Here is a 24,502-nt window from a genome sequence, read left to right as displayed (position 1 = left end):
ACTCAACCACTCGCAGCGTGTTGAAACGGCTCCGGGGTCAGTGCCAGCGGCAGCTCCAGGATAAAGAGCGCGCCCTGGCCCGGCCCCGCGCTCTGCGCCGTCAGATCGCCGCCCATCTCGTGCGCCGCCAGAATGCAGCTGTGCAAACCAAAGCCGTGACCGTCGACACGCGTGGTGAAGCCGTGCTCGAACACCCGCGCAAGATTGTCCTGCGCAATCCCCTCGCCATTGTCCTGGACCTCGACCCACACGCGCCTATCGTCAACGACCTTCAGGCGCAGGATGATCTGCGGTGGCCGGTTCACACCGGCGTCCAGCGCCTGCTTGGCGTTGTTGATCAGATTCACCAGGATCTGCAGCACGCGGTGCTTGTCCAGTGGCATTTGCGGTATATCGCTGAACTCCTTGATCAGCGTGATGTGGTGGCGGGCCAGGGACACATCGCAAATGCGCACGACATCCTCGACCAGCTCACGCAACGAGCCCGGCTCCAGCACGCTGGCGTTGCCGGCGTAGGATTGCTGGGTGGCGACGATTTCCTTGATGTGGTCGATGCGGCGGGTCAACTGCGCCAACTCGGCGATCATGCCCTGCTGCTCGACGGCCAGCGCGTCGGCCAGCTTGTCGAGATAGTCCGGTAGCGCGCGACCTTTCGGGTCGCTGCTGATGAAGTCACCGAGGTCATCGGGATGCTCCTTCATCAGCTGGGCAACCTTGGCCACCCCTGGCCCCTTGGAGGTGTGCACCTTCTCGTACAGGACCTGGGCTGACACATTGACGCTGTTGAGCACATTGCCAACGTTGTGCAGCACATTGGTGGCGATCTCCGCCATGCCGGCGCGGCGGGCGGTGGTGACCAGTTCGGCCTGGGCCTCGCGCAACTCGTCGTTGACCTTGGCCAATTGCTGCGGGCTGGGGATCTTCAGGGCCGCCGGTACCAGCCGGACCAGCAGGATGGCGGTAATCACCGAGGCAATCGCAGTGATGACCTTGACCAGCGCCATCAACCAGTAATAAGGCTGCCAGATGGTCAGGATCTCCATCACATGGCTGGTCCCGCAGGCCAGGATGAACACGCCAAAGGCCGCGAGCATCCAGTCGAACGGCACGTCCTTGCGCTTGTGGATAAAGTACAGGAGCGTGAAGGGGATGGTGACGTAGGACAGGGCGATCAAGCTATCGGCGATCACATTCGTCCACAGCAGATCCGGACGCCACATGTAGCAATGCCCGTGGGGCATGAAGCGCTTGTCGGTTAACAGAGCCAGCAAATCGTTCATGGCCACTTCCTCGTTGTGCCGTTGATACCGCCAAGTGCCGACTGGGCAAATCGGAGTCTAGCAGAGGGCCCTTCCCGGGCATTTTGCGTGGACAGGCGAGACGGTGATATGCGCTACCGCACCTCGCTTGTCGCCCTCGGCCGTCACTCGCTGTCGAAACATCCTGCCAAATTTTCCCCCTTCAATTGCCGCGCCCAAGCTCATCCCCACGACTAACCTTCCAGAGCCGCAGGACGCGGCGCCCTATTCACTCAAGGAATGATTCATGTCGCTTGCCATCGTCCACAGCCGCGCCCAAGTAGGGGTCGAGGCGCCTGCCGTTACCGTTGAAGTCCACCTGGCCAATGGCTTGCCGTCGCTGACGATGGTTGGCCTGCCGGAGGCGGCGGTGAAGGAAAGCAAGGACCGGGTGCGCAGCGCGATCATCAATTCGGGCCTGAGCTTCCCAGCGCGGCGCATCACCCTGAACCTGGCGCCGGCGGATCTGCCCAAGGACGGCGGGCGGTTCGACCTGGCGATTGCCCTGGGCATCCTGTCGGCCAGTGTGCAGGTGCCAACCCTGACGCTGGACGACGTCGAGTGTCTCGGTGAGTTGGCCTTGTCCGGCGCGGTGCGCCCGGTGCGCGGGGTACTGCCAGCGGCGCTGGCGGCTCGCAAGGCCGGACGCATGCTGGTGGTGCCACGAGCCAACGCCGAGGAAGCCTGCCTCGCGTCGGGCCTGAAGGTGATCGCCGTGGATCATCTGCTCGAAGCAGTGGCCCACTTCAATGGGCACACACCGGTCGAGCCTTTCGTTTCCAATGGGCTGCTCTCGGCCAGCAAGCCCTACCCCGACCTGAATGAAGTACAAGGCCAGGCCGGGGCCAAGCGTGCCCTGCTGATCGCTGCCGCGGGGGCCCATAACCTGTTGTTCAGCGGACCACCAGGCACTGGCAAGACCTTGCTGGCGAGCCGTCTGCCTGGGCTGCTGCCGCCCCTGGCCGAGAGCGAGGCCCTTGAGGTGGCGGCGATTCAGTCGGTTGCCAGTTGCGTGCCGCTGAGCCATTGGCCGCAGCGGCCGTTTCGCCAGCCCCATCACTCGGCTTCCGGCCCAGCACTGGTGGGTGGCGGCTCGAAACCGCAACCCGGGGAAATAACCCTCGCCCACCATGGCGTGCTGTTTCTCGACGAGCTGCCGGAGTTCGACCGCAAGGTGCTGGAAGTCTTGAGAGAACCGCTGGAGTCAGGGCACATCGTGGTGTCCCGCGCCCGTGATCGAGTACGGTTCCCGGCACGCTTCCAACTGGTGGCGGCGATGAACCCCTGCCCCTGTGGATATCTTGGCGAACCCAGCGGTCGTTGCTCCTGCTCACCGGACATGGTGCAGCGCTACCGCAACAAGTTGTCCGGTCCTTTGCTGGACCGTATCGACCTGCACTTGACCGTGGCCCGGGAAGCCACCGCACTTAACCCGAAGAGCACAACGGGCGAGGACACGGCCACTGTCGCCGAACGAGTGGCCGAGGCCCGGGAACGCCAACAACGACGCCAGGGCTGCGCCAATGCCTTCCTGGATCTGCCGGGCCTGCGTCGGCATTGCAAGTTATCCACAGCCGACGAAACCTGGCTGGAAACCGCCTGCGAGCGGCTGACCTTGTCGCTGCGTGCCGCCCACCGCCTGCTCAAGGTCGCCCGGACATTGGCCGACCTGGAACAAGCGGCAAGCATCCGCCGCGAGCATCTGGCCGAAGCGTTGCAGTATCGGCCTGCTACACCCTGATCACGGCTTGGTCAGGTCCACCAGCGGCGTATCGCGCACTTCGGTCTTTTGACCGTTCTGGATCGCATCGATGCGCTTGAGCGCCTTATCCACAGCGCCCTTGTCCGCCAACAGGCTGTAGTGGATCTGGAACTGCTTGTGCTCTTTCGGCCCGATCGTGGGCACCAGGCCCAGTGGCCGCTGATACCGGCGGTTATAGGAAAAACTGGTGCCCGGTTCCAACCCGGTCACGTAGCCCTGGCCTTGGGTATCGGTATTTTTCCACAGGGAGAACACGGGCAGCGTACCGGTGTTGAAGCCTACCGACACACCGAGGCTGCCGGCCTTGTTGTGCAGCACGGTGAGGGTGTCGCCCTTGGCGTCAGCGTAGGGCACGACGTTATAGACGGTTTCGTCATAATCCTTGGTCGGGGCTCGGTAGGTTTGCCAATCCGGCAAATCGCCCTTGGCCTTGTCGTTGAACGGCGAGACCTGCTTGACCGGTGCCGCGAAACGAGCGCCCTGCTCCAGGAAAGGCGTGCTGAAATTGCTGTGGTAGAGCGCTTGGTATTCCTTCGGGTAATCGCCGTTGTTGGTCAGTGTGTCGCTGAGCGCGAACGTCACGCTGCCGGGCTCGGTGACCAGTTCGGTCTGTACCGAAAAGTCGACCTTCTTGAACGCCTGCTCCTTCAACTCGCCCCGCAGGGTGATGGCGTAAGGCGGTTTTTCATCAATGTGCAACGTGACTTTGTTGGCAGGAATATTAGCGGCGCGACCATGCAGGGTCAGCAGCTCACCATTGTCCATGCCGGGATGGCCGACCCACTCGTAGCCGCAACGGGTGACCAACTCGTTGAACCCTTCGAGCCAGCCCAGCCCGCCTCGACCGTTGAGTTCGATGAACGCCGGGTTGACCACTTCCTTGACGGGCGAATCCCAACCCATGCGCACATTCCCGACCGAAGCCTGCAGCACGTTCATGCCACGGGTCGGGACGACTGAAAGCTTCAGGGTGCCATTGTCGATGTCGACGATGCTGACGCCTTCCTGCCGGCCGCCGTGCAGGGTGCGCATCGTCACGGAAAAGGGCTTGCCGGTTTTCACACCGAGTTGCTGGCTGGTGATTTGCCAGGGTTGAGCGGCTTTATCCGTATCCAGCAGGACGTAGTCCCAAGCCATCGCATGGGAGGCAGCGCCCAAGGCGCCAAGGGTGATGAGGAGTTTGAGCGGAGTCATGGTCACGACCTTTTATTGGAGTTGTGCGGTTTTTATAGACTTGAAGAAACGTTTCAGCAAGCTTAAAAACAGCAATTTTCCTAAAAAAGGCACGACCACCAGATGGCAGCTTTTGTGGGAGCGAGCCTGCTCGCGAAGGCGCTGGGTCAGATTGAGATGATGTTGGCCGGACAGCCGTCATCGCGAGCAAGCTCGCTCCCACAGGGATATGGGTGAGCTTGCTCATGACGGGAGGCTTCAGCGGAACCGATCAACCTCTTGGCGCAGGTCCTGGGCCAGTTTCTCCAGTTCCTTGGCGGTGAGTGCCAGGTTCGAGACCACTTCGCGCTGTTCGCTGTTGGCCATGGCGATGCTTTGCAGGTTACTGCTGAGCAGGGTCGCAGTGCTGCTTTGTTCCTGGGTGGCGGTGGTGATCGCCGCAAACTGCTGGCCCGCCGAACGGCTCTGCTCATCGATTCGGGCCAGGGCCGTGGCCACGTTGGCGTTGCGCGACAGGCCTTCCTGCATCAACAGGTTGCCCTGCTCCATCGTGCTGATGGCATTGCCGGTTTCCTGCTGGATGCTATTGATCATGCTGGAAATTTCGTCAGTAGCCTGGCGAGTACGGGAAGCCAGGCTGCGGACTTCATCGGCCACCACGGCGAAACCACGGCCCTGCTCGCCTGCGCGGGCGGCTTCGATGGCGGCGTTCAAGGCCAGCAGGTTGGTCTGCTCGGCGATCGAGGTGATCACACCCACGATGCCGCCGATTTCCTGGGAACGCTGGCCCAAGGTATTGATGACCGTGGCCGTGCTGTTCAGCGCACCGGCAATTTGCTCCAGGGACGACGACGCTTCGTCCATCGAGGTTCGGCCAATGCGGGTTTGCTGGGCGTTTTCCTGGGCCAGGCGCTCGGTGTTGCCCATGTTGTCGGCAATGTTCAATGAGGTCGCACTGAACTCTTCCACCGCGCCGGCCATGCTGGTGATTTCGCCGGATTGCTGCTCCATGCCTTCATACGCCCCGCTGGACAACCCGGACAGCGCCTGGGCACGGCTGTTGACCTCCTGGGAGGCCTTGCGGATGTGCTCGACCATGGTCGACAAGGCCTGGCTCATCTGGTTGAAGGCACGGGCCAACTGCCCGATCTCATCATGGCTCGACACGTTCAGGCGCACGCTCAGGTCACCGGCGCCCAAGGCTTCGGCCTGGCGCACCAGGTCCCCCAGCGGCGCCAGTTTGCTGCGCAGCAACCACATCGCCGAGCCGACCGCCAACAACATCGCCAGCAGGCTGCCAATGGCCAGTTGCGTACCGACGCTCCAGGTCACGGCACGAATCTCGGTTTTGGGCATGCTCGCCACCACCGCCCACGGCCCACCTTCGAACGGTACGGCAACGCTGTAGAAATCTTCGGCGGTATCGGTCCAGAACGCGCCTTTGCCCGGCTTTTTGATCAGGCCCGTGATGATTGCGGTGGCGTTGTCCAGCGCCTGCACGCCGGCCGGCGGTACCAGCCATTTGTTTTGTTCGTCCAGCAGCGCCAGGGAACCGGTCTGGCCGATACGGAAGCGCTTGAGGTTCTCGAACTGCGCGTTCTGCGCATCGGTGTAGTCGAAGCCTACGTACAACACGGCAATGATCTTGCCGCTGCTGTCGCGTACCGGCGTGTACTGCGACATGTAGAAGCGCCCGAAAAGCAGGGCCCGACCAATGTAGCTCTGCCCGCTGATCACCGGGCCGTAGGCGGGACCGGCGCGGTCGAGCACAGTGCCGATGGCCCGCGTACCGTCCTGTTTGCTGACGGAAGTACTGACGCGGATGAAATCGTCGCCGCTGCGCACGAATACCGTGGCGACCCCGGCTGTCATCGCTTTGAAGTCGTCCACTTCCTTGAAGTTGTTGTTCAACACTTCGCTACCCAGGTTCAAGCCTGGGGTTTGCACGCCCGCCACTGTCACCGGCTGGTCTGGATGCACGCTCAGGCCCGCGCTGAAGCGCTTTTCGAACAGGCCGGCCAAGCGCTGGGTACTCTCGCGCAAGGTACCGTGGAACGTATTGAGCTGATCGGCCATCAGGCGCGCTTCGCTGGCCAGGTGTTCTTCACGGGTGGCGAGGTTGGCAGCGTCCAGCGAACGCAGGGCAAAGACGGTACTGCCGGAGATCACGACCGCCAATATCACAGCGAGGGCAAGGCCTAGCTGTGAGGCGATCCGGGCACGGGGTTGAGACATGACGGCTCCTGGCCGAGAGACCGGATCATCCTGATCACGCTCGCACGCTCGGCATTTTATTCGGGGTAGGGTGTAAGTTGGCCTTTCTGAACGAAGGTTCCATCTTCACGGATTCGGCGGCAAAGCCAAATACTTGAGCGGCTTGGAAGGATTAATATCAAGTGGCTAGCACGCCAACTGCAACGTTTCAGCCCAGACGTTGCACATCAGGTAATTGCATGGCCTTCACCTCACCTTGGAGGAAGTCGCTGAGCCGGCGCAAACGTTCACCTCCCGGCCGGGTTTTCGGCCAGACCAGGTAATAGTGTTCACCGCTGGCGACAGCCGTCGGCCATGGCAGGCTCAGGCGCCCCTGGGCGACGTCTTCAGCCACCATCAGCAGATCGCCCATGGAGACCCCATAGCCGCGTGCTGCCGCGATCATGCCCAGCTCCAGGGTATCGAACACCTGCCCCCCTTTGAGCGAGACCTTGTCGGACAGCCCCATGCGTTGCAGCCAATTGCGCCAGTCCCGGCGATCCGGCGTGGGGTGCAGCAATTCAGCGCTGGCCAACCGAGCCACATCCCAGGGCTGGTCGTTCAACAGGTTCGGCGCGCCCACCGGGATCAATTCCTCGGGAAACAGCAAACTGGCCTCCCAGTCTGCCGGAAAATGCCCGTTGCCCAGTAGTACGGCGCAATCGAAGGGCTCGACGTTGAAGTCCACCGAGTCGACGTCCATCCAGGCACTGGTCAGTTGCACCTCGTTGCCGGGCTGCAAGTGCCGGAAGCGACTCAAGCGCGCCAACAACCAGCGCATGGTCAGCGTGGAAGGCGCCTTCATGCGCAGGATGCCATCCTCACCATGCAAGGTATGGCAAGCCCGCTCCAGCGCCATGAAACCCTCACGTACGCCCGGCAACAGTAACCGTGCGGCCTCGGTCAATTGCAGGTTACGGCCGCTGCGCAGGAACAGCCGACAGGCAAAGTGATCCTCCAGCGTGCGAATGTGCCGGCTGACGGCGCTCTGGGTGATCGACAGCTCTTCAGCGGCGCGAGTGAACGAGCTGTAGCGCGCCGCGGCTTCGAATGCCCGCAGCGCATAAAGAGGAGGAAGACGACGAGACATCGCAAAAGCTCCATGGTCGTTGTTTGCAAACCCTACCAGAAACGCGTCCAGCATGAGTTTTAATCATGCCAGCGATCTTTTTTATCCCTTTGTGCAATCCGCCGAGAGCGCCGAGAATCGTTGCTTTACTGCCTTGTTTGAACATGGAGCGTGATGATCATGCGGCATCCGGTGCGTACCGAACTCTGGGCCCTCCTGCGGCTGGCGGGGCCGTTGATTGCCTCGCAGTTGGCGCACATGTTGATGGTGCTCACCGACACCGTGATGATGGCGCGCCTGAGCCCCGAAGCCTTGGCCGGCGGTGGGCTTGGGGCGGCCACCTATTCGTTCGTGTCGATCTTCTGCATCGGCGTGATCGCTGCGGTGGGCACGCTGGTCGCGATCCGCCAGGGCGCAGGCGATGTCGAAGGCGCCACCCGGTTGACCCAGGCCGGGTTATGGCTGGCCTGGCTGATGGCGCTGATGGCCGGGTTGCTGTTGTGGAATCTCAAGCCAGTGCTGCTGATGTTCGGCCAGACCGAAACCAACGTGCTGTCCGCCGGACAGTTCCTGCTGGCGCTGCCGTTCGCCCTGCCCGGCTACTTGAGCTTCATGGCCCTGCGCGGTTTCACCAGCGCCATTGGCCGGGCCACACCGGTCATGGTGATCAGCCTCGGCGGCACCGTGGCCAACTTCCTGCTCAACTACGCGCTCATCACCGGAATGTTCGGTCTGCCGAAACTCGGCCTGATGGGGATCGGCCTGGTCACGGCCATCGTTGCCAACTGCATGGCCCTGGCGCTGGCCTGGCATATCCATCGGCACCCGGCCTACCGCGCCTATCCGTTGCTCGAAGGCCTGTCGCGGCCCAATCGCCAGTACCTCAAGGAACTGTGGCGCCTGGGCCTGCCGATTGGCGGCACCTACGCGGTGGAGGTCGGGCTGTTTGCGTTCGCCGCGCTGTGCATGGGCACCATGGGCAGCACGTCGTTGGCAGCCCACCAGATCGCGCTGCAAATCGTCTCGGTGGCGTTCATGGTGCCGGCCGGGATGTCCTACGCCATCACCATGCGCATCGGCCAGCACTACGGTGCCGGGCAACTGCTGATGGCACGCCTGGCCGGTCGGGTCGGGATTGGCTTTGGCGCGGCCGCCATGCTGGCGTTCGCCATGGTGTTCTGGCTGCTGCCCCATCAATTGGTCGGCTTGTTCCTGGACCACGACGACCCGGCGTTCCGCGATGTGATCAACCTGGCTGTGAGCCTGCTGGCGGTGGCGGCGTGGTTCGAGCTGTTCGATGGCACGCAAACCATCGCCATGGGCTGCATTCGCGGGCTCAAGGACGCCAAGACCACCTTCCTGGTGGGCCTGGGTTGCTATTGGCTGATCGGCGCGCCGGCGGCGTGGTGGATGGCGTTCCACCTGAACTGGGGGCCGACTGGCGTCTGGTGGGGCCTGGCCCTGGGGCTGGCCTGCGCGGCCGTGAGCCTGACAGCGGCGTTTGAATGGAAGATGAAGCGGATGATTCGCAGTGAGCCCGGACGGCAGCGTTTCGAGGCCATCCAGGCCAAGTGAAATCCATCCCTTTGTGGGAGCGAGCAAGCCCGCACACACATGGGTTTGTGTCAGCTGATTTCCAGCATCGACTGCTGATCACCCTCGAACATCAAGTACTCAACCAACTCCGGCAACGGCAACGGCTTGCTGATCAGGAAACCCTGCACCTGGTCGCAACCGAAGCCGCGTAGCAGGTCCAGTTGTTCCTGGGTTTCCACCCCTTCGGCCACCACTTCCAGATTGAGGTTGTGCGCCAGGTTGATCATCGCGTGCACCAGTTTGCGGTTCTCTTCGCGCTGCTCCATGCCACCGACGAAGCTCTTGTCGATCTTGAGCAAGGCGATCGGCAGGCTGTTGAGGTGCACGAACGAGGAGAAGCCGGTGCCGAAGTCGTCCAGGGAGAAGCGCACCCCCAGGCGGCCCAGGGCATCCATGGTCTGCTTGACCAGTTCGCTGCGGCGCATGACGGCGGTTTCGGTGAGTTCGAACTCCAGCCATTGCGCCTCGACACCCCGCTCGGCAATCAGCCGGCTCAGGGTCGGCAGCAACTGGCTGTCCTGGAACTGTCGGAACGACAGGTTGACCGCCATGTGCAACGGCGCCAGCCCACGCTCGCGCAGGGCCTGCATGTCCCGCAGCGCCCGGGAAATCACCCAGTAGCCCAGCGGCACGATCAGGCCGCTCTGTTCGGCCAGCGGCACGAACTCACTCGGTGGCAGCAAGCCACGTTCGCCGTGACGCCAGCGTACCAACGCTTCGAGGCCGACAATGTGGCCGCCATCGAGGTTCAGCCGTGGCTGGTAATGCAGTTCCAACTCGTCACGGCGCAGTGCCCGGCGCAGTTCGCTTTCCAGGTCGGCGAGGCTGCGGGCGTTGCGATTGATGCGCTCGTTGAAGATATGAAAGGTGCAGCCCTGGGTGCTCTTGGCCTGCTGCATGGCGATGTGGGCGTGCCACATCAGCGGATCGGCGCCGGCCTGGGCGCGAGCATGGGCAACGCCCAGGCTGCAGCCGATCAGCAGGCTTTCACCGTCCACCCAATAGGGTTCGGCCAAGGCTTCGGTAATACGCTCGGCCATCCACTCGGCCCGCTGTGGTGCGCGGCGGGTGTCGATCAGCAGGGCAAATTCATCACTGCCCAACCGCGCCAATTGATCGCCGGCCTCGAGCGAGCTCTTGAGCCGCGACACCACTTGCAGGATCAAGCGGTCACCGGCCTGGTGACCGAGGGCGTCGTTGGCGTGACGAAAGTTGTCCAGGTCCAGGTGACCGAGCGCCAGGCCGCGGCCGTCGTTTTCCGCCAGGCGCGCCGCCAGCAGCGTCTGGAAACCCTGGCGATTGGCGATGCCCGTCAATGGGTCCTGTTCGGCGAGGCGCTGCAAGGTGTTTTCCAGCACGCCGCGTTCGCGCACATGGCGCAGGCAACGACGCAGGGTCGCGCTGTCGAGGACATCACGCACCAACCAGTCGCTGACACCGTCGGGGGCAACCGCCGGCTCGTGCTCAAGCAACAGGATCGTCGGCAGGCTGCAACGGCCCGGCGCCGGCTGCAACGCCGTAACGGTCAACAACACCGCGTTGCGATTATCTTCGAACAGGCTGCTGACCGATTCCCAGCTCGGGGCGCTGATCAACACGACCGAGGGCCCCAAGGGCGCCAGGCACTCGCGCAATATTGCTGACCACGCAGGCTCTTGGGCCAATAACAGCAAACGCAAGGGTTCGACAGGCGTTGACAAGCTGACTCCCTAGACTCTGCAAGGTGGTAGGCGCCGGGCATTATGACGCGCCGATGGGCAATGACCAATGCCAATGGTTCTCAAACACGCGGTTTTGGTGGTTTTTTTCCACTCAAAACCCTGCGCTGGACGCAATTGGCCCCACATCCTGCGTGAAAGTAGCAGAAGCGGCAAATGACAATGCGCTATGCGTCACAAGTCGGACAGAGCAGCACAATTCGCTGAGCCTGTTAAAATGCCGGCCCATTTCGCAAACGACTCCCTGACTCTGTCATGTCCCGACTCAATCCCCGGCAGCAAGAAGCCGTGAACTATGTCGGCGGCCCTCTTTTGGTGCTCGCCGGTGCAGGCTCCGGCAAGACCAGCGTAATCACCCGCAAGATCGCGCACCTGATCCAGAATTGTGGCATCCGCGCCCAGTACATCGTCGCCATGACCTTCACCAACAAGGCCGCCCGGGAAATGAAGGAACGGGTCGGCGGCCTGCTGCGCGCCGGCGAAGGCCGCGGCCTGACGGTCTGCACCTTTCACAACCTGGGCCTGAACATCATCCGCAAGGAACACGCGCGGCTGGGCTACAAGCCGGGCTTCTCGATTTTCGACGAGACCGACGTCAAGGCCCTGATGACCGACATCATGCAGAAGGAATACTCGGGCGACGACGGCGTGGACGAAATCAAGAACATGATCGGCTCGTGGAAAAACGACCTGATCCTGCCGCCACAAGCCCTGGAAAACGCCCGTAATCCCAAGGAACAGACCGCCGCCATCGTCTACACCCACTACCAGCGCACCCTCAAGGCGTTCAACGCGGTGGACTTCGACGACCTGATCCTGTTGCCGGTCAAGCTGTTCCAGGACCACGCCGACATCCTCGAAAAATGGCAGAACAAGGTCCGCTACCTGCTGGTGGACGAATACCAGGACACCAACGCCAGCCAATATCTGCTTGTGAAGCTGCTGATCGGCAAACGCAACCAGTTCACCGTGGTGGGCGACGACGACCAGTCGATCTATGCCTGGCGCGGCGCGCGGCCGGAAAACCTGATGCTGCTCAAGGATGACTATCCGTCGCTCAAAGTGGTGATGCTGGAGCAGAACTACCGCTCCACCAGCCGCATCCTGCGCTGTGCCAACGTGCTGATTTCCAACAACCCCCACGAGTTCGAAAAACAACTGTGGAGCGAGATGGGCCACGGCGACGAGATCCGTGTGATCCGTTGCCGCAACGAAGACGCCGAAGCCGAGCGCGTGGCCATGGAAATCCTCAGCCTGCACCTGCGCACCGACCGGCCGTACAGCGACTTCGCGATCCTGTACCGCGGCAACTACCAGGCCAAGCTGATCGAGCTGAAACTGCAGCACCACCAGATTCCTTATCGCCTGTCGGGGGGCAACAGCTTTTTCGGACGCCAGGAAGTGAAGGACCTGATGGCCTACTTCCGCCTGATCGTGAACCCGGACGACGACAACGCCTTCCTGCGGGTGATCAACGTCCCGCGCCGGGAAATCGGTTCGACCACCTTGGAAAAACTCGGTAACTACGCCACCGAGCGCAAGATCTCGATGTACGCCGCCACGGACGAAATCGGCCTGGGCGAGCATCTGGACAGCCGCTTCACCGACCGCCTGGCGCGCTTCAAGCGCTTCATGGACAAGGTTCGCGAACAGTGCGCCGGGGAAGATCCGATTTCAGCACTGCGCAGCATGGTCATGGACATCGACTACGAAAACTGGCTGCGTACCAACAGCTCCAGCGACAAGGCTGCCGACTACCGCATGAGCAACGTCTGGTTCCTGATCGAGGCGTTGAAGAACACCTTGGAAAAAGACGAAGACGGCGACATGACCGTCGAGGACGCCATCGGCAAACTCGTGCTGCGGGACATGCTGGAACGCCAGCAGGAAGAGGAAGACGGCGCCGAAGGTGTGCAGATGATGACGCTGCACGCCTCCAAGGGCTTGGAATTTCCTTACGTGTTCATCATGGGCATGGAAGAAGAAATCCTGCCGCACCGCTCCAGCATCGAGGCCGACACCATCGAGGAAGAACGGCGCCTGGCCTATGTCGGGATTACCCGGGCCCGCCAGACGCTGGCCTTCACCTTTGCCGCCAAGCGCAAGCAATACGGCGAAGTGATCGACTGCGCCCCCAGCCGCTTTCTCGATGAGCTGCCGCCGGACGACCTGGCCTGGGAAGGCAACGACGACACGCCGACGGAAGTCAAAGTCGTTCGCGGCAACAGCGCCCTGGCGGATATACGCGCGATGCTAAAGCGCTAGAATCGACTACTTTTTTCAACGACTTCAGGCGCTCAAGGCGTCATCAGAGGAGGCTTCATGGAAGCCCTGCAGCAGAAAATTCGTGAACAAGGCATCGTGCTTTCCGATCAGGTCCTGAAAGTCGACGCGTTCCTGAACCATCAGATCGACCCACAGTTGATGAAGCTGATCGGCGACGAATTTGCCGCGTTGTTCAAGGACTCGGGCATCACCAAGATCGTCACCATCGAAGCCTCGGGCATTGCCCCGGCGATCATGACCGGGCTGAACCTGGGCGTACCGGTGATCTTCGCCCGCAAGCAACAGTCCCTGACCCTGACGGAAAACCTGCTGTCGGCCACCGTGTATTCGTTCACCAAGAAAACCGAAAGCACCGTCGCCATCAGCCCACGTCACCTGACGAGCAGCGACCGGGTACTGATCATTGATGACTTCCTGGCCAACGGCAAAGCGTCCCAGGCGCTGATCTCCATCATCAAGCAGGCTGGCGCGACCGTCGCCGGGCTGGGGATCGTGATCGAGAAGTCGTTCCAGGGCGGCCGTGCGGAATTGGATGCCCAGGGCTATCGGGTTGAATCGTTGGCGCGGGTGAAGTCGTTGGCCGGTGGGGTTGTGACCTTCATCGAATAACCCTGTGCCTCCTGTGGGGGCAAGCTCGCTCCCACAAGGGTCTTAGGTGGGTCGCTAAGGCGCAGTAGCCTTGAGCCCCGCCAGCAACAACCGCTGGAACAACTCCTCCTTCAGCCCTTCGGGGCTGGTCAGCTGCATCCGCCCCAAATGCCCGGCAAACTCCCAGGGCTCCGGCGCATCGAGGGCGGCCTTGCCCAGCTCCAGGATCTCGGTGAGCTTGAACTTGCTCTTGAGCCAGTTCAGCGCCCGCAACAGGTCTCGCTCTACGTCGTCAAAATCGCAGCCCAGCGGATACTCCGGAAACAGGTTTGGATGCCGCGCCTGGATCGCCTGCAAACGCTCCGAAGTGTTGTCGGCGAATCGCGGATCGAGACGAAAATCCTTCGGCAACTTACCGGCTTTTTGCGCCTGCTCGATCAGCCCCGGCTGGAAGCGTGAGTCGCTGATGTTCAGCAACGCCTCGATCACCGCGGCGTCGGTCTTGCCGCGCAGGTCGGCGATGCCGTATTCGGTCACCACGATGTCGCGCAAGTGCCGGGGAATCGTGCAATGTCCGTAGTCCCAGACGATATTCGAGCTGATCTCGCCCCCGGCCTCACGCCAACTGCGCAGCAGCAGGATCGAACGCCCACCCTCCAGCGCATGGCCCTGGGCAACGAAGTTGTACTGCCCGCCCACGCCGCTGAGTACCCGCCCGTCCTCCAGCTGATCGGCCACCCCGGCACCCATCAGGGTCATGATGAAGACCGTGTTGATGAAGCGGGCGTCGAGGCGCTGCAGGCGCTTGAGCTGTTCCTGGCCGAACAGCTCGTTGATGTAACTGATGCGCGTCATGTTGAATTCGAGCAGACGGCTTTGCGGCAACTCGCGCAGGCGCTCATAAAAACTGCGCGGCCCGAGGAAAAATCCGCCGTGTATGCAAATGCCGTCAGGTTGCGCCGCCTCATCGAGGGTGCCGGCGTTGGCCCGTTCCTGGGTCGGAACATCGGGATAGACCTTGCGCCGGACGATTCCGGCCTCGGCCAGCACCAGCAAACCGTTGACGAACATTTCACTGCAGCCATAAAGCCCTTTGGCAAACGGCTCGACCCCACCCTCGCGCTCGATCAGTTGCGCCCACTGGCTAAGGTTCAGGTCCGCCAGCAACGCCTGGTAACCGGCGTTATCGGCCTGGCGCGCCAACAGCGCCGCCGTCAATGCATCGCCCATGGCGCCGATGCCGATCTGCAGCGTCCCGCCGTCGCGCACCAGGGTACTGGCGTGCAGGCCGATCAGATGGTCCTGGAAGCCCACCGGCATGTTCGGCGTGGAAAACAACGTGTGGCCGTCCTTCTCGTCGATCAACAGGTCGAAGGCGTCGATGCCGACTTCCGCGTCGCCCGGCATGTAGGGCAAATCGTTGTGCACCTGGCCGACCAGGAGGATGGTCTCCCCGGCCGCCCGCCGCTTGGCGATCATCGGCAGCAGGTCGAGGGTGATGTCCGGATTGCAGCTCAGGCTCAGGCGATCCGGATGCTCAGGATCGCTCGCCACCAACTGCGCCACCAGGTTCAAGCCGGCAGCGTTGATGTCCCGGGCAGCATGGCTGTAGTTGCTGCTGACGTAGCTCTGCTGGGCCGAGGCGCTGTGCAGCAGGCTGCCCGGCTGCATGAAGAACTGCTCGACTCGTATGTTGGGTGGGAGACTGTCCTGATGCAGGTCGGCCAGGTAATCCAGTTCGGGATAGTCGCCGAAGACCCGTTCGACAAAGGGCTCGAGGAAGCGCTTCTGCAGACCATCGCCCAATTTCGGTCGGCCCAGGCTCAGGGCCGTGTAGATGGTCAACTGCCGCTCGGGCAGTTGTGCAATGCGCCGGTACAGCGCGTTGGCGAACAGGTTGGGTTTGCCTAGCCCCAGGGGCATGCCGAGATGAATATGCGCGGGCAGGCGCTCGAGCACGTCATCCACCGCCTGTTCGATTGAACACAACTGCACCATCGGACCCTCCTGGACACTCCATGAATGTGGGTTGGACCGAGCTTGCCGGGTCTTGGTTGCGATGAACAGCCCTGGAAAACCCCGGGGCACAAAAAAGCCGCTCGTAAGCGGCTTTTTTGCGCAAGATATCGGCGTATTACAGGCCGGACATCTCTTTGATGGCGCCCTTGAGGTCGTCATCCGAGCAATCGGCGCAGGTGCCCTTCGGCGGCATGGCATTGACGCCGGTAATGGCCTTGGCCAGGATGCCGTCGAGGCCGCCCTGGTGATCGGCGCGCTCTTTCCAGGCCGCCTTGTCACCGATTTTCGGCGCGCCCAGCAGGCCTGTGCCGTGGCAAGCGTTGCAATGCTTTGCAATCACGTCAGCCGGCTTCTTGGCACCACCCGCGCCGCCAGCGGCAGTGGCAACTTCCATGCCTTTGCATTCTTTCCCCTGGACGCAGACCTGGCCAACCGGTTCGAGGCGCTTGGCGATTTCGTCGGTGGTCGCCGCTTGGGCACTGACTGCCCATAGGGCCAATACGGTTGCTGGTGCAGCCAGCATTTTCATAATTAGGTTCACGCGTACACCCTCAATGGTGGCTAGTCACGCCTGCGGCCACGGTTTGCAGGCGGGCGCAAGTATAGCGGTAAGGCCGTCACACTGAAACAACCCCAAAGTCGCAAGGGTCTTGTTTGCAATGACGGTTACTTCCCTGGGCGCCTTTGCCGCAGGGGCCGGCGCCGCTTTTTCTAGAAATTGGCCGGCGTGGCTGCGCTGATCAGTCGCGCCGGCACGTCGAACGGATTACGAAAACGGTGGGGCTTGGTGCTTTCGAAATAGTAGCTGTCGCCCGCTTCGAGCACGAAGGTTTCGACACCAACCACCAGTTCCAGCCGCCCCTCCACCAGGATCCCGGTTTCCTCGCCCTCATGGGTGAGCATTTCTTCACCGGTGTCGGCGCCAGGCGGATAGATTTCGTTGAGGAAGGCGATCGCCCGGCTTGGGTGTGCCCTGCCCACCAGCTTCATGGTCACGGCGCCGTCGGAGATGTCGATCAGTTCGTTGGCTTTATAAACGATCTGAGTCGGTTTCTCCTGAAGGATTTCTTCGGAGAAAAACTCGACCATGGACATGGGAATCCCGCCAAGGACCTTACGCAGCGAGCTGATCGAGGGGCTGACGCTGTTCTTCTCGATCATTGAAATAGTGCTGTTGGTGACGCCCGCACGCTTGGCGAGCTCACGCTGGGAAAGGCCTTTGAGTTTACGAATGGATTGCAGTCGTTCACCGACGTCCAATGCTGGAGCCTCCAGGGAATCAGGTTGTGAGGAAAGTGAGCGTTATCATGGCGACAGCGTTCAGTATTTACAACACTTGGACCCGAATCCTGTGCGGTGAAGCGACTTTCGGTAGCCGACGCCGTACGTCAATGCCCGGAATAGAGCCGTGGCACCCGCCGCAGGTTGCAGAAAATCTGATAGGGGATCGTGTCGGCGGCCTTGGCAACGTCGCTGGCAAGGATGTTCTTGCCCCACAACTCCACGGTCGAGCCGAGCCCGGCCTGGGGGACATCGGTCAAGTCGACACACAGCATGTCCATCGACACCCGCCCGACCAGTTGGCTGCGCTGCCCATCCACCAGCACCGGCGTACCGTTCGGCGCCTGGCGCGGGTAGCCGTCGGCATACCCCATGGCGACCACCCCGACCCGGGTCGGTTGCGTGGTCACAAAACGGGCACCGTAGCCCACCGGTTCGCCAGCGGGCAATTCGCGCACGCAGATGATCTTCGACTCCAGCGTCATCACCGGTTGCAGGCGCGAGGCGACGGCGTTGGGCTCGTCGAAGGGCGTGGCCCCGTAGAGCATGATGCCCGGGCGCACCCAGTCGCTGGGTACCTGCGGCCAGCCCAGCACGGCCGGTGAGTTGCGCAGGCTGATCTGCGCCACCAGGCCCTGGCGGGCTTTGTCGAATATCGCCAGTTGCTCAGTGCTGCTGGGATCGTGCAGTTCATCGGCACGGGCGAAGTGACTCATCAAGACAATCTTCGCCACCTTGCCGCTGGCGAGCAGGCGACGGTAGGCCGCTTGGTAATCCGCCGGATGCAGGCCGACCCGGTGCATACCGGAATCGAGCTTGAGCCAGACCGTGATCGGCTGGCTCAGCGCGGCTTTTTCAATCGCTTCGAGCTGCCACAACGAATGCACCACGCACCAGAAATCGTGCTCGACGATCAACGGCAGCTCACTGGCCTCGAAAAAACCCTCCAGCAGCAGGATCGGTCCGCGGATCCCACCGGCCCGCAGTTCCAGGGCTTCTTCGATGCAGGCCACGGCAAACCCGTCTGCCGTGTCCTGCAGCGCCTCGGCGCAACGCACCGCGCCGTGCCCGTAGGCGTCGGCCTTGATCACCGCAAGGGCCTTGGCCCCCGTGACTTCGCGGGCCAATTGGTAATTGTGACGCAGGGCTTGGAGATCGATCAGGGCACGGGCAGGACGCATGGCGGCAGGCTTCTAGGCGGTCATGAATAAAAAACCGGTGCTGGCTGACAGCATGAACCACCAACAGCACCGGGAGAGGGATCGTTTGGGCCGGTATTTAAGGCAACGCGGCCACGACGGACAGCTCTACCAGGATCTCCGGTTCGCACAGCTTGGCTTCCACCGTGGCGCGGGCCGGGGCGACGCCCTTGGGCAACCATTTGTCCCAGACCGCGTTCATGCCTTCGAAGTGAGCCTCGATGTCCTTCAAGTAGATCGTCACCGATAGCAAACGATTCTTGTCGGTTCCGGCCAGGTCCAGCAAGCGCTCGATATTGGCCAGGCTTTCGCGGGTCTGCTGTTCAATACCGGCGTTCATGTCGTCGCCGACCTGTCCGGCCAGGTAAACGGTGCCGTTGTGCACGACAACCTGGCTCATGCGGTCATTGGTGAGCTGGCGCTGGATTGACATGTTTTGCAGACTCCTGGTGTTTGCTGCCATAACGGGAAATATCGAGGCCTTCGGCGCTGATCTGCGGCTTTTTCTTCGCCATCAGGTCGGCCAACAGGCGACCGGAACCACAGGCCATGGTCCATCCAAGGGTGCCATGGCCGGTGTTCAGGAACAGATTCTTGAAGGGCGTGGCGCCCACGATTGGCGTTCCGTCCGGAGTGGTCGGGCGCAAGCCGGTCCAGAAACTCGCCTCGGCCAGATTGCCGCCCTGAGGATAAAGGTCGTTGACGATCATCTCCAGGGTTTCGCGCCGACGTGGGTTGAGAGACAGGTCAAAACCGGCGATTTCCGCCATGCCGCCCACCCGAATACGGTTGTCGAAGCGGGTGATCGCGACCTTATAGGTTTCGTCGAGAATGGTCGAAGTCGGCGCCATCGCCGGGTTGGTGATCGGCACGGTCAGGGAGTAGCCCTTGAGCGGATACACCGGTGCACGGATCCCGAGAGGCTTGAGCAGTTGCGGCGAGTAGCTGCCCAGGGCGAGGACGTAGCGGTCGGCGGTTTCCAGCTTGCCGTCGATCCAGACACCGTTGATGCGGTCACCGGCGAAGTCCAGGCGCTGGATATCCTGGCCGAAGCGGAATTGCACTCCGAGCTTCTCGGCCATTTCCGCCAAGCGCGTGGTAAACATCTGGCAGTCGCCGGTCTGGTCGTTGGGCAGGCGCAAGGCACCGGCCAGAATGTCGGTGACATTGGCCAGGGCCGGCTCGACCCGGGCGATGCCTTCGCGGTCGAGTACTTCGAACGGCACACCCGACTCTTTCAGCACGGCGATGTCTTTTGCCGCGCCGTCGAGCTGGGCCTGGGTGCGGAACAGCTGGGTGGTCCCCAGGCTACGGCCCTCGTAGGCAATGCCGGTTTCGGCGCGCAGCTCGTCGAGGCAGTCACGGCTGTACTCGGACAGGCGCACCATACGCTCCTTGTTGATCGCATAGCGGCTGGCGGTGCAGTTGCGCAGCATCTGTGCCATCCACAGGTATTGGTCAATATCGGCCGTGGCCTTGATCGCCAGCGGCGCGTGGCGCTGCAGCAGCCACTTGATGGCCTTGAGCGGCACGCCCGGCGCGGCCCACGGCGAGGCATAACCCGGCGACACCTGGCCGGCGTTGGCGAAACTGGTTTCCATGGCAGGCGCTGGCTGACGGTCGACCACCACCACTTCAAACCCGGCACGGGCCAGATAATAAGCACTGACGGTACCGATGACGCCGCTACCCAAGACCAGAACGCGCATGTTGATGCCCTCATCGCGGATAACCGCTGACGTTTGTTGTACATAGCTTTGATGGTCGCAGTGTAAAAAAGATCAGCCAGTGCTTTTCACTATATAAACGCCTATATTTGGCGAGAATTCTCGGCAAAAACCCTTTTCACGGAGGCGCATCACCTGTGCGTACCAACACCCAGACCAAACGTGAGCTGGACAAGATCGACCGCAATATCCTGCGCATTCTCCAGGCGGACGGGCGCATCTCCTTCACCGAGCTGGGGGAAAAGGTCGGCCTCTCCACCACGCCCTGCACCGAGCGGGTACGGCGCCTGGAGCGTGAGGGCATCATCATGGGCTACAACGCCCGGCTCAATCCGCAGCACTTGAAGGGTAGCCTGCTGGTGTTTGTCGAGATCAGCCTCGACTACAAATCCGGCGACACGTTCGAAGAGTTCCGACGCGCCGTGCTGAAACTGCCTCACGTGTTGGAATGTCACTTGGTGTCAGGGGATTTCGACTATCTGGTGAAAGCACGGATTTCCGAGATGGCTTCGTACCGCAAGCTGCTGGGGGACATCCTGCTCAAGCTGCCCCATGTGCGTGAATCCAAGAGCTACATCGTGATGGAAGAGGTGAAGGAGAGCTTGAACCTGCCGATTCCGGATTGAGCCTGGCTCCGGACCGCTTTCGCGAGCGGGCAGCATTCCCACGCGAAACATGGGAACGATCTCACTAGACTAGAACCTGCCGATTAGCAGCCATGTATTCATGAATCTGCTTTTCGACCCGCGGATGAATCAATTCCACCGGCCGCCGTCCATTGGGACACGGCAAGGTCGCCGTGGTGCCGAACAGCCGGCAGATCAGCGGGCGCTCGTCGTAGACGGTGCAACCGTCGGGCCCCAAGTGCACGCAGTCGAGTGCGTCCATGGCCGCGTCCTGTTCGGCCCGGGTCTTGCGGGGCAAGCGGGCCATTTCCTCGGGCGAGGTGGTCACCGGACCACAGCAGTCATGGCAGCCCGGTACGCACTCGAACGAGGGAATCTGCTGGCGTAGCGTGCGGATTTTTTGACTGTTGCAGCTCATCGAGGCGGTTACCGAAGGAGACGGTCCAGGATTCTGCCTTAAAAGCCGCGCACCAGACAGCGCCAGCCGACCGGTGTTGCCCAGTAAGGAATCGCCAGCTTATGCTCCGTAAAATTTCTCAAACACAAAAATCAGGATTACGCACATGAACGCCCGTGTTCAGCAACCTGTCCCGAGCCACGCGCACGCCGCCTCTTATTACGCCGCCAGCAGCCTGCCGCAACCGGACCATCCGCTGCTGCAGGGTGAACTGCTGGCGGATGTCTGCGTGGTCGGCGGCGGGTTCTCCGGGTTGAACACGGCCATCGAACTGGCCGAGCGCGGCATGAGCGTGGTGCTGCTGGAAGCGCACCGGATCGGCTGGGGCGCCAGCGGGCGCAACGGCGGCCAATTGATTCGTGGCGTCGGCCATGGCCTCGATCAGTTTGCGCCGATCATCGGCGCCGACGGCGTGCGCCAGATGAAGCTCATGGGCCTTGAGGCCGTGGAAATCGTCCGACAGCGCGTCGAGCGTTTCCAGATCCCGTGCGACCTCACCTGGGGTTACTGCGACCTCGCCAACAAGCCCAGCGACCTGGAGGGCTTCGCCGAAGACGCCGAAGAACTGCGCAGCCTGGGTTATCGCCATTCGACCCGACTGCTGCAAGCCAACGAAATGCGCAGCGTCGTGGGTTCGGATCGCTACGTCGGTGGGTTGATCGACATGGGCTCGGGGCATCTGCATCCACTGAACCTGGCCCTGGGCGAAGCCGCCGCCGCGCAACAGCTGGGGGTCAGGCTGTTCGAGCAATCGGCGGTCACACACATCGACTACGGTCCTGAAGTGAAGGTGCACACCCAACAGGGCTCGGTCCGCGCCAAAACGCTGGTGCTGGGCTGCAACGCTTACCTCAATGGACTCAATCCGCAACTGGGCGGCAAAGTGCTGCCCGCTGGCAGCTACATCATCGCCACCGAACCCTTGAGCCAGGCCCAGGCGCAGGCGTTGTTGCCACAGAACATGGCGGTCTGCGATCAACGCGTGGCCCTGGACTACTACCGGCTTTCGGCGGATCGCCGCTTGCTGTTCGGCGGGGCCTGTCACTATTCCGGTCGCGACCCGCAGGATATTGGCGCCTACATGCGTCCGAAGATGCTCAAGGTGTTCCCGCAATTGGCGGATGTGAAAATCGATTATCAATGGGGCGGGATGATTGGTATCGGCGCCAACCGTTTGCCACAGATCGGTCGGCTCAAGGACCAACCCAATGTGTATTACGCCCAGGCCTATTCCGGCCATGGGGTGAATGCCACGCACCTGGCTGGCAAATTGTTGGCCGAAGCCATCAGCGGGCAACACAGCAGCGGTTTCGATCTGTTCGCCCAGGTCCCGCACATGACCTTCCCGGGAGGCAAGCATTTGCGCTCACCGCTGTTGGCGCTGGGGATGTTGTGGCATCGGTTGAAAGAGCTGGTTTAGTCCTGGATCCGGTGGCGAGGGAGCTTGCTCCCGCTGGGCTGCGTAGCAGACCTTCTTTTTGCGGTTGCTGCGCAACCGAGCGGGAGCAAGCTCCCTCGCCACCGGGTTCCTATTGCTTCAAAGCCGCCAGAACGGTTTGAGCCCCTCCTCCCGTGCCTGCTCCCGACTCAGCCCGATGTCACGCAACTGTTCGGGTGTAAGTTCCAACAAGGCCTTGCGTGTATGCAGACGATGCCAGAACAGGGCCCAGCGGTTCAGGCCGGACGGCGCATTGCGCAATGTCGCGCTGCGCAGCCCTTTCTCCCGCCCTGCCGCCAATTCCTGACTGTGTAACGTCAGCCGCACATCGCTCAAGCCGTTCATTTTGATCGCTCCTGTTTACTTGGGTAGCCAGAGGTTTCATGATGCGCGGACGGCTTGAAGCGATACAGATTCAACTGATTTCTTTTATAAGCATACAGATTCAGCATTAACGGCACTGAATTGCCATTTTCCGCCCCAACTGTATTGGTTGCAGTTGCCTCATCTCATCGGGAGCGCACCATGACCCTCTACGTGAACCTCGCCGAATTGCTCGGTACCCGCATCGAACAGGGCTTCTACCGCCCCGGCGACCGGCTGCCATCAGTGCGGGCATTGAGCACGGAACATGGGGTCAGCTTGAGTACGGTGCAGCAGGCCTATCGCGTGCTGGAAGACAGCGGGCTGGCGATGCCGAGGCCCAAGTCCGGCTATTTCGTACCCGTGGGCCGCGAACTGCCGGACCTGCCGGTGGTAGGCCGTCCGGCCCAGCGCCCAGTGGATATTTCCCAGTGGGACCAGGTGCTGGAACTGATCCGCGCCGTACCGCGCCCGGACGTGGTGCAACTGGGACGCGGCATGCCGGATATCCATTCGCCGACCATGAAACCGCTGCTGCGCAGCCTGGCGCAGATCAGCCGCCGACAAGACATGCCCGGCCTGTATTACGACAACATCTACGGCAACCTCGCGCTACGTGAACAGATCGCCCGGCTGTCGCTGGACTCCGGCTGCCAGCTGGGGCCCAACGACTTGATCGTCACCACTGGCTGTCATGAGGCCCTGTCGGTCAGCATCCGTGCCACCTGCGAACAAGGCGATATCGTCGCAGTGGATTCACCCAGCTTTCACGGGGCCATGCAAACCCTCAAGGGCCTGGGCATGAAGGCTTTGGAAATCCCCACTGACCCGCTCACCGGCATCAGCCTCGATGCCCTGGAACTGGCGTTGGAGCAATGGCCGATCAAGGCCATACAGTTGACTCCCAGCTGCAATAACCCGCTGGGCTACATCATGCCCGACGCTAATAAACGCGCGCTGCTGACCCTGGCACAGCGCTTCGACGTGGCGATCATCGAAGATGATGTGTATGGCGAGCTGGCCTACACCTACCCTCGCCCGCGCACCATCAAGTCCTTCGATGAAGACGGCCGCGTCCTGCTCTGCAGTTCTTTTTCCAAGACCCTGGCGCCAGGACTGCGCATTGGCTGGGTCGCGCCGGGCCGGTATCTGGAGCGGGTACTGCACATGAAATACATCAGCACCGGCTCCACCGCGCCACAACCGCAGATCGCCATTGCCGAATTTCTCAAGGGTGGGCATTTCGAACCCCATTTACGCCGGATGCGTACGCAATACCAGCGCAATCGCGACGTGATGATCGATTGGGTCAGCCGCTATTTCCCACCGGGCACCCGGGCCAGTCGCCCGCGGGGCAGCTTCATGCTGTGGGTCGAATTGCCGGAAGGCTTCGACACGCTGAAGCTCAATCGGGTCCTGCTCGACCAAGGCGTGCAGGTCGCTGTCGGCAGCATCTTTTCGGCATCGGGCAAGTACCGCAACTGCCTGCGGATGAACTACGCTGCCAAGCCAACGGCCCAGATCGAAGACGCCGTACGCAAGGTGGGAACCGCCGCTATCGCGTTGTTGAACGAAACCCAGCGCGACGTCGTCTGAACTTTACCCAGGGAAGCAGCACCCAACAGCCGATCAACGTGAACAAGCGGAAC

Annotated in this window: 20 protein-coding genes and 1 pseudogene; 7 read left to right on the top strand and 14 right to left on the bottom strand. The window is 61.9% G+C overall.

Going from position 1 to position 24,502, the window contains the following annotated elements; translation table 11 throughout:
* Window positions 1–2: 2 nt before the first annotated feature.
* The gene (locus BLO97_RS04540) at window positions 3–1,280 is read right to left on the bottom strand and encodes a sensor histidine kinase (RefSeq protein ID WP_092148252.1); all 1,278 of its coding nucleotides are present in this window, start codon (window positions 1,278–1,280) and stop codon (window positions 3–5) included.
* 265 nt (window positions 1,281–1,545) lie between these two features.
* Between BLO97_RS04540 and BLO97_RS04535 the strand changes: the two genes are divergently transcribed.
* Window positions 1,546–3,039, top strand: a complete 1,494-nt coding sequence (locus tag BLO97_RS04535; protein ID WP_063323825.1) for a YifB family Mg chelatase-like AAA ATPase — start codon at window positions 1,546–1,548, stop codon at window positions 3,037–3,039.
* Here the strand turns inward: BLO97_RS04535 and BLO97_RS04530 are convergent, their stop codons facing one another.
* From BLO97_RS04530 to BLO97_RS04520, 4 genes and pseudogenes are all read right to left on the bottom strand, one after another.
* Window positions 3,040–4,254, bottom strand: a complete 1,215-nt coding sequence (locus BLO97_RS04530) for an aldose 1-epimerase family protein (protein WP_092221277.1) — start codon at window positions 4,252–4,254, stop codon at window positions 3,040–3,042.
* A gap of 237 nt (window positions 4,255–4,491) precedes the next feature.
* A complete protein-coding gene (locus tag BLO97_RS32185; protein WP_371856170.1) occupies window positions 4,492–5,214 on the bottom strand; it encodes a methyl-accepting chemotaxis protein in 723 nt (240 codons plus the stop codon).
* Window positions 5,215–5,394: 180 nt separating this feature from the next.
* A pseudogene (locus tag BLO97_RS32180) lies at window positions 5,395–6,309 on the bottom strand (Cache 3/Cache 2 fusion domain-containing protein); the annotation flags it as partial.
* A gap of 346 nt (window positions 6,310–6,655) precedes the next feature.
* Window positions 6,656–7,576: a LysR substrate-binding domain-containing protein gene (locus BLO97_RS04520; protein ID WP_063323822.1), complete on the bottom strand. Its 921-nt coding sequence runs from the start codon at window positions 7,574–7,576 to the stop codon at window positions 6,656–6,658.
* A 159-nt stretch (window positions 7,577–7,735) separates the two neighbouring features.
* On the opposite strand from BLO97_RS04520, the gene BLO97_RS04515 reads away from it, so the two are divergent.
* Window positions 7,736–9,130 (top strand): NorM family multidrug efflux MATE transporter, encoded by a 1,395-nt coding sequence (locus BLO97_RS04515; RefSeq protein ID WP_063325198.1) that lies wholly within the window; start codon window positions 7,736–7,738, stop codon window positions 9,128–9,130.
* Window positions 9,131–9,180: 50 nt separating this feature from the next.
* On the opposite strand, the gene BLO97_RS04510 is transcribed toward BLO97_RS04515, so the two are convergent.
* Window positions 9,181–10,851 carry a putative bifunctional diguanylate cyclase/phosphodiesterase gene (locus BLO97_RS04510; protein ID WP_063323821.1) on the bottom strand — a complete coding sequence of 557 codons (1,671 nt, stop codon included), beginning with the start codon at window positions 10,849–10,851 and terminating at the stop codon, window positions 9,181–9,183.
* 273 nt (window positions 10,852–11,124) lie between these two features.
* Here BLO97_RS04510 and rep point away from each other — a divergent pair, with 273 nt between their 5' ends.
* Window positions 11,125–13,134, top strand: coding sequence for a DNA helicase Rep (rep, locus tag BLO97_RS04505; RefSeq protein WP_092148264.1), 2,010 nt, complete (start codon window positions 11,125–11,127; stop codon window positions 13,132–13,134).
* A 57-nt stretch (window positions 13,135–13,191) separates the two neighbouring features.
* The gene (locus BLO97_RS04500; RefSeq protein ID WP_092148267.1) at window positions 13,192–13,764 is read left to right on the top strand and encodes a xanthine phosphoribosyltransferase; all 573 of its coding nucleotides are present in this window, start codon (window positions 13,192–13,194) and stop codon (window positions 13,762–13,764) included.
* A 54-nt stretch (window positions 13,765–13,818) separates the two neighbouring features.
* Here the strand turns inward: BLO97_RS04500 and BLO97_RS04495 are convergent, their stop codons facing one another.
* From BLO97_RS04495 to dadA, 6 genes are all read right to left on the bottom strand, one after another.
* Window positions 13,819–15,741 carry an acetyl-CoA hydrolase/transferase C-terminal domain-containing protein gene (locus BLO97_RS04495; RefSeq protein ID WP_092345156.1) on the bottom strand — a complete coding sequence of 641 codons (1,923 nt, stop codon included), beginning with the start codon at window positions 15,739–15,741 and terminating at the stop codon, window positions 13,819–13,821.
* Window positions 15,742–15,877: 136 nt separating this feature from the next.
* Window positions 15,878–16,291 carry a c-type cytochrome gene (locus BLO97_RS04490; RefSeq protein ID WP_063323817.1) on the bottom strand — a complete coding sequence of 138 codons (414 nt, stop codon included), beginning with the start codon at window positions 16,289–16,291 and terminating at the stop codon, window positions 15,878–15,880.
* Between the two features lie 182 nt (window positions 16,292–16,473).
* Entirely contained in the window at window positions 16,474–17,022 is a 549-nt protein-coding gene (locus BLO97_RS04485) for a cupin domain-containing protein (RefSeq protein ID WP_003206841.1), read from the bottom strand.
* Window positions 17,023–17,150: 128 nt separating this feature from the next.
* Window positions 17,151–18,224 (bottom strand): alanine racemase, encoded by a 1,074-nt coding sequence (gene alr / locus BLO97_RS04480; RefSeq protein WP_092148273.1) that lies wholly within the window; start codon window positions 18,222–18,224, stop codon window positions 17,151–17,153.
* A gap of 97 nt (window positions 18,225–18,321) precedes the next feature.
* On the bottom strand, window positions 18,322–18,675 hold the full coding sequence (locus BLO97_RS04475; RefSeq protein ID WP_003206844.1) for a RidA family protein: 354 nt from the start codon (window positions 18,673–18,675) through the stop codon (window positions 18,322–18,324).
* Window positions 18,647–19,951: a D-amino acid dehydrogenase gene (gene dadA, locus BLO97_RS04470; RefSeq protein ID WP_092148276.1), complete on the bottom strand. Its 1,305-nt coding sequence runs from the start codon at window positions 19,949–19,951 to the stop codon at window positions 18,647–18,649. The genes BLO97_RS04475 and dadA overlap by 29 nt, the downstream gene beginning before the upstream one ends.
* 155 nt (window positions 19,952–20,106) lie before the next feature.
* On the opposite strand from dadA, the gene BLO97_RS04465 reads away from it, so the two are divergent.
* On the top strand, window positions 20,107–20,595 hold the full coding sequence (locus BLO97_RS04465; RefSeq protein ID WP_003206849.1) for an Lrp/AsnC ligand binding domain-containing protein: 489 nt from the start codon (window positions 20,107–20,109) through the stop codon (window positions 20,593–20,595).
* Window positions 20,596–20,659: 64 nt separating this feature from the next.
* Here BLO97_RS04465 and BLO97_RS04460 read toward each other — a convergent pair whose 3' ends face one another.
* Window positions 20,660–21,013, bottom strand: coding sequence for a YkgJ family cysteine cluster protein (locus BLO97_RS04460; protein WP_063323814.1), 354 nt, complete (start codon window positions 21,011–21,013; stop codon window positions 20,660–20,662).
* A 145-nt stretch (window positions 21,014–21,158) separates the two neighbouring features.
* On the opposite strand from BLO97_RS04460, the gene BLO97_RS04455 reads away from it, so the two are divergent.
* Entirely contained in the window at window positions 21,159–22,472 is a 1,314-nt protein-coding gene (locus tag BLO97_RS04455; RefSeq protein ID WP_092345154.1) for an NAD(P)/FAD-dependent oxidoreductase, read from the top strand.
* A 117-nt stretch (window positions 22,473–22,589) separates the two neighbouring features.
* On the opposite strand, the gene BLO97_RS04450 is transcribed toward BLO97_RS04455, so the two are convergent.
* Window positions 22,590–22,835: a DUF1127 domain-containing protein gene (locus tag BLO97_RS04450; protein WP_092221266.1), complete on the bottom strand. Its 246-nt coding sequence runs from the start codon at window positions 22,833–22,835 to the stop codon at window positions 22,590–22,592.
* A gap of 180 nt (window positions 22,836–23,015) precedes the next feature.
* On the opposite strand from BLO97_RS04450, the gene BLO97_RS04445 reads away from it, so the two are divergent.
* Window positions 23,016–24,449 (top strand): aminotransferase-like domain-containing protein, encoded by a 1,434-nt coding sequence (locus BLO97_RS04445; RefSeq protein WP_092148282.1) that lies wholly within the window; start codon window positions 23,016–23,018, stop codon window positions 24,447–24,449.
* Window positions 24,450–24,502: the final 53 nt, after the last annotated feature.

Source organism: Pseudomonas sp. NFACC05-1 (assembly GCF_900100135.1).
Classification (GTDB): Bacteria; Pseudomonadota; Gammaproteobacteria; order Pseudomonadales; family Pseudomonadaceae; genus Aquipseudomonas; species Aquipseudomonas fluorescens_Q.
This window is presented reverse-complemented; position numbering and strand designations above follow the sequence as displayed.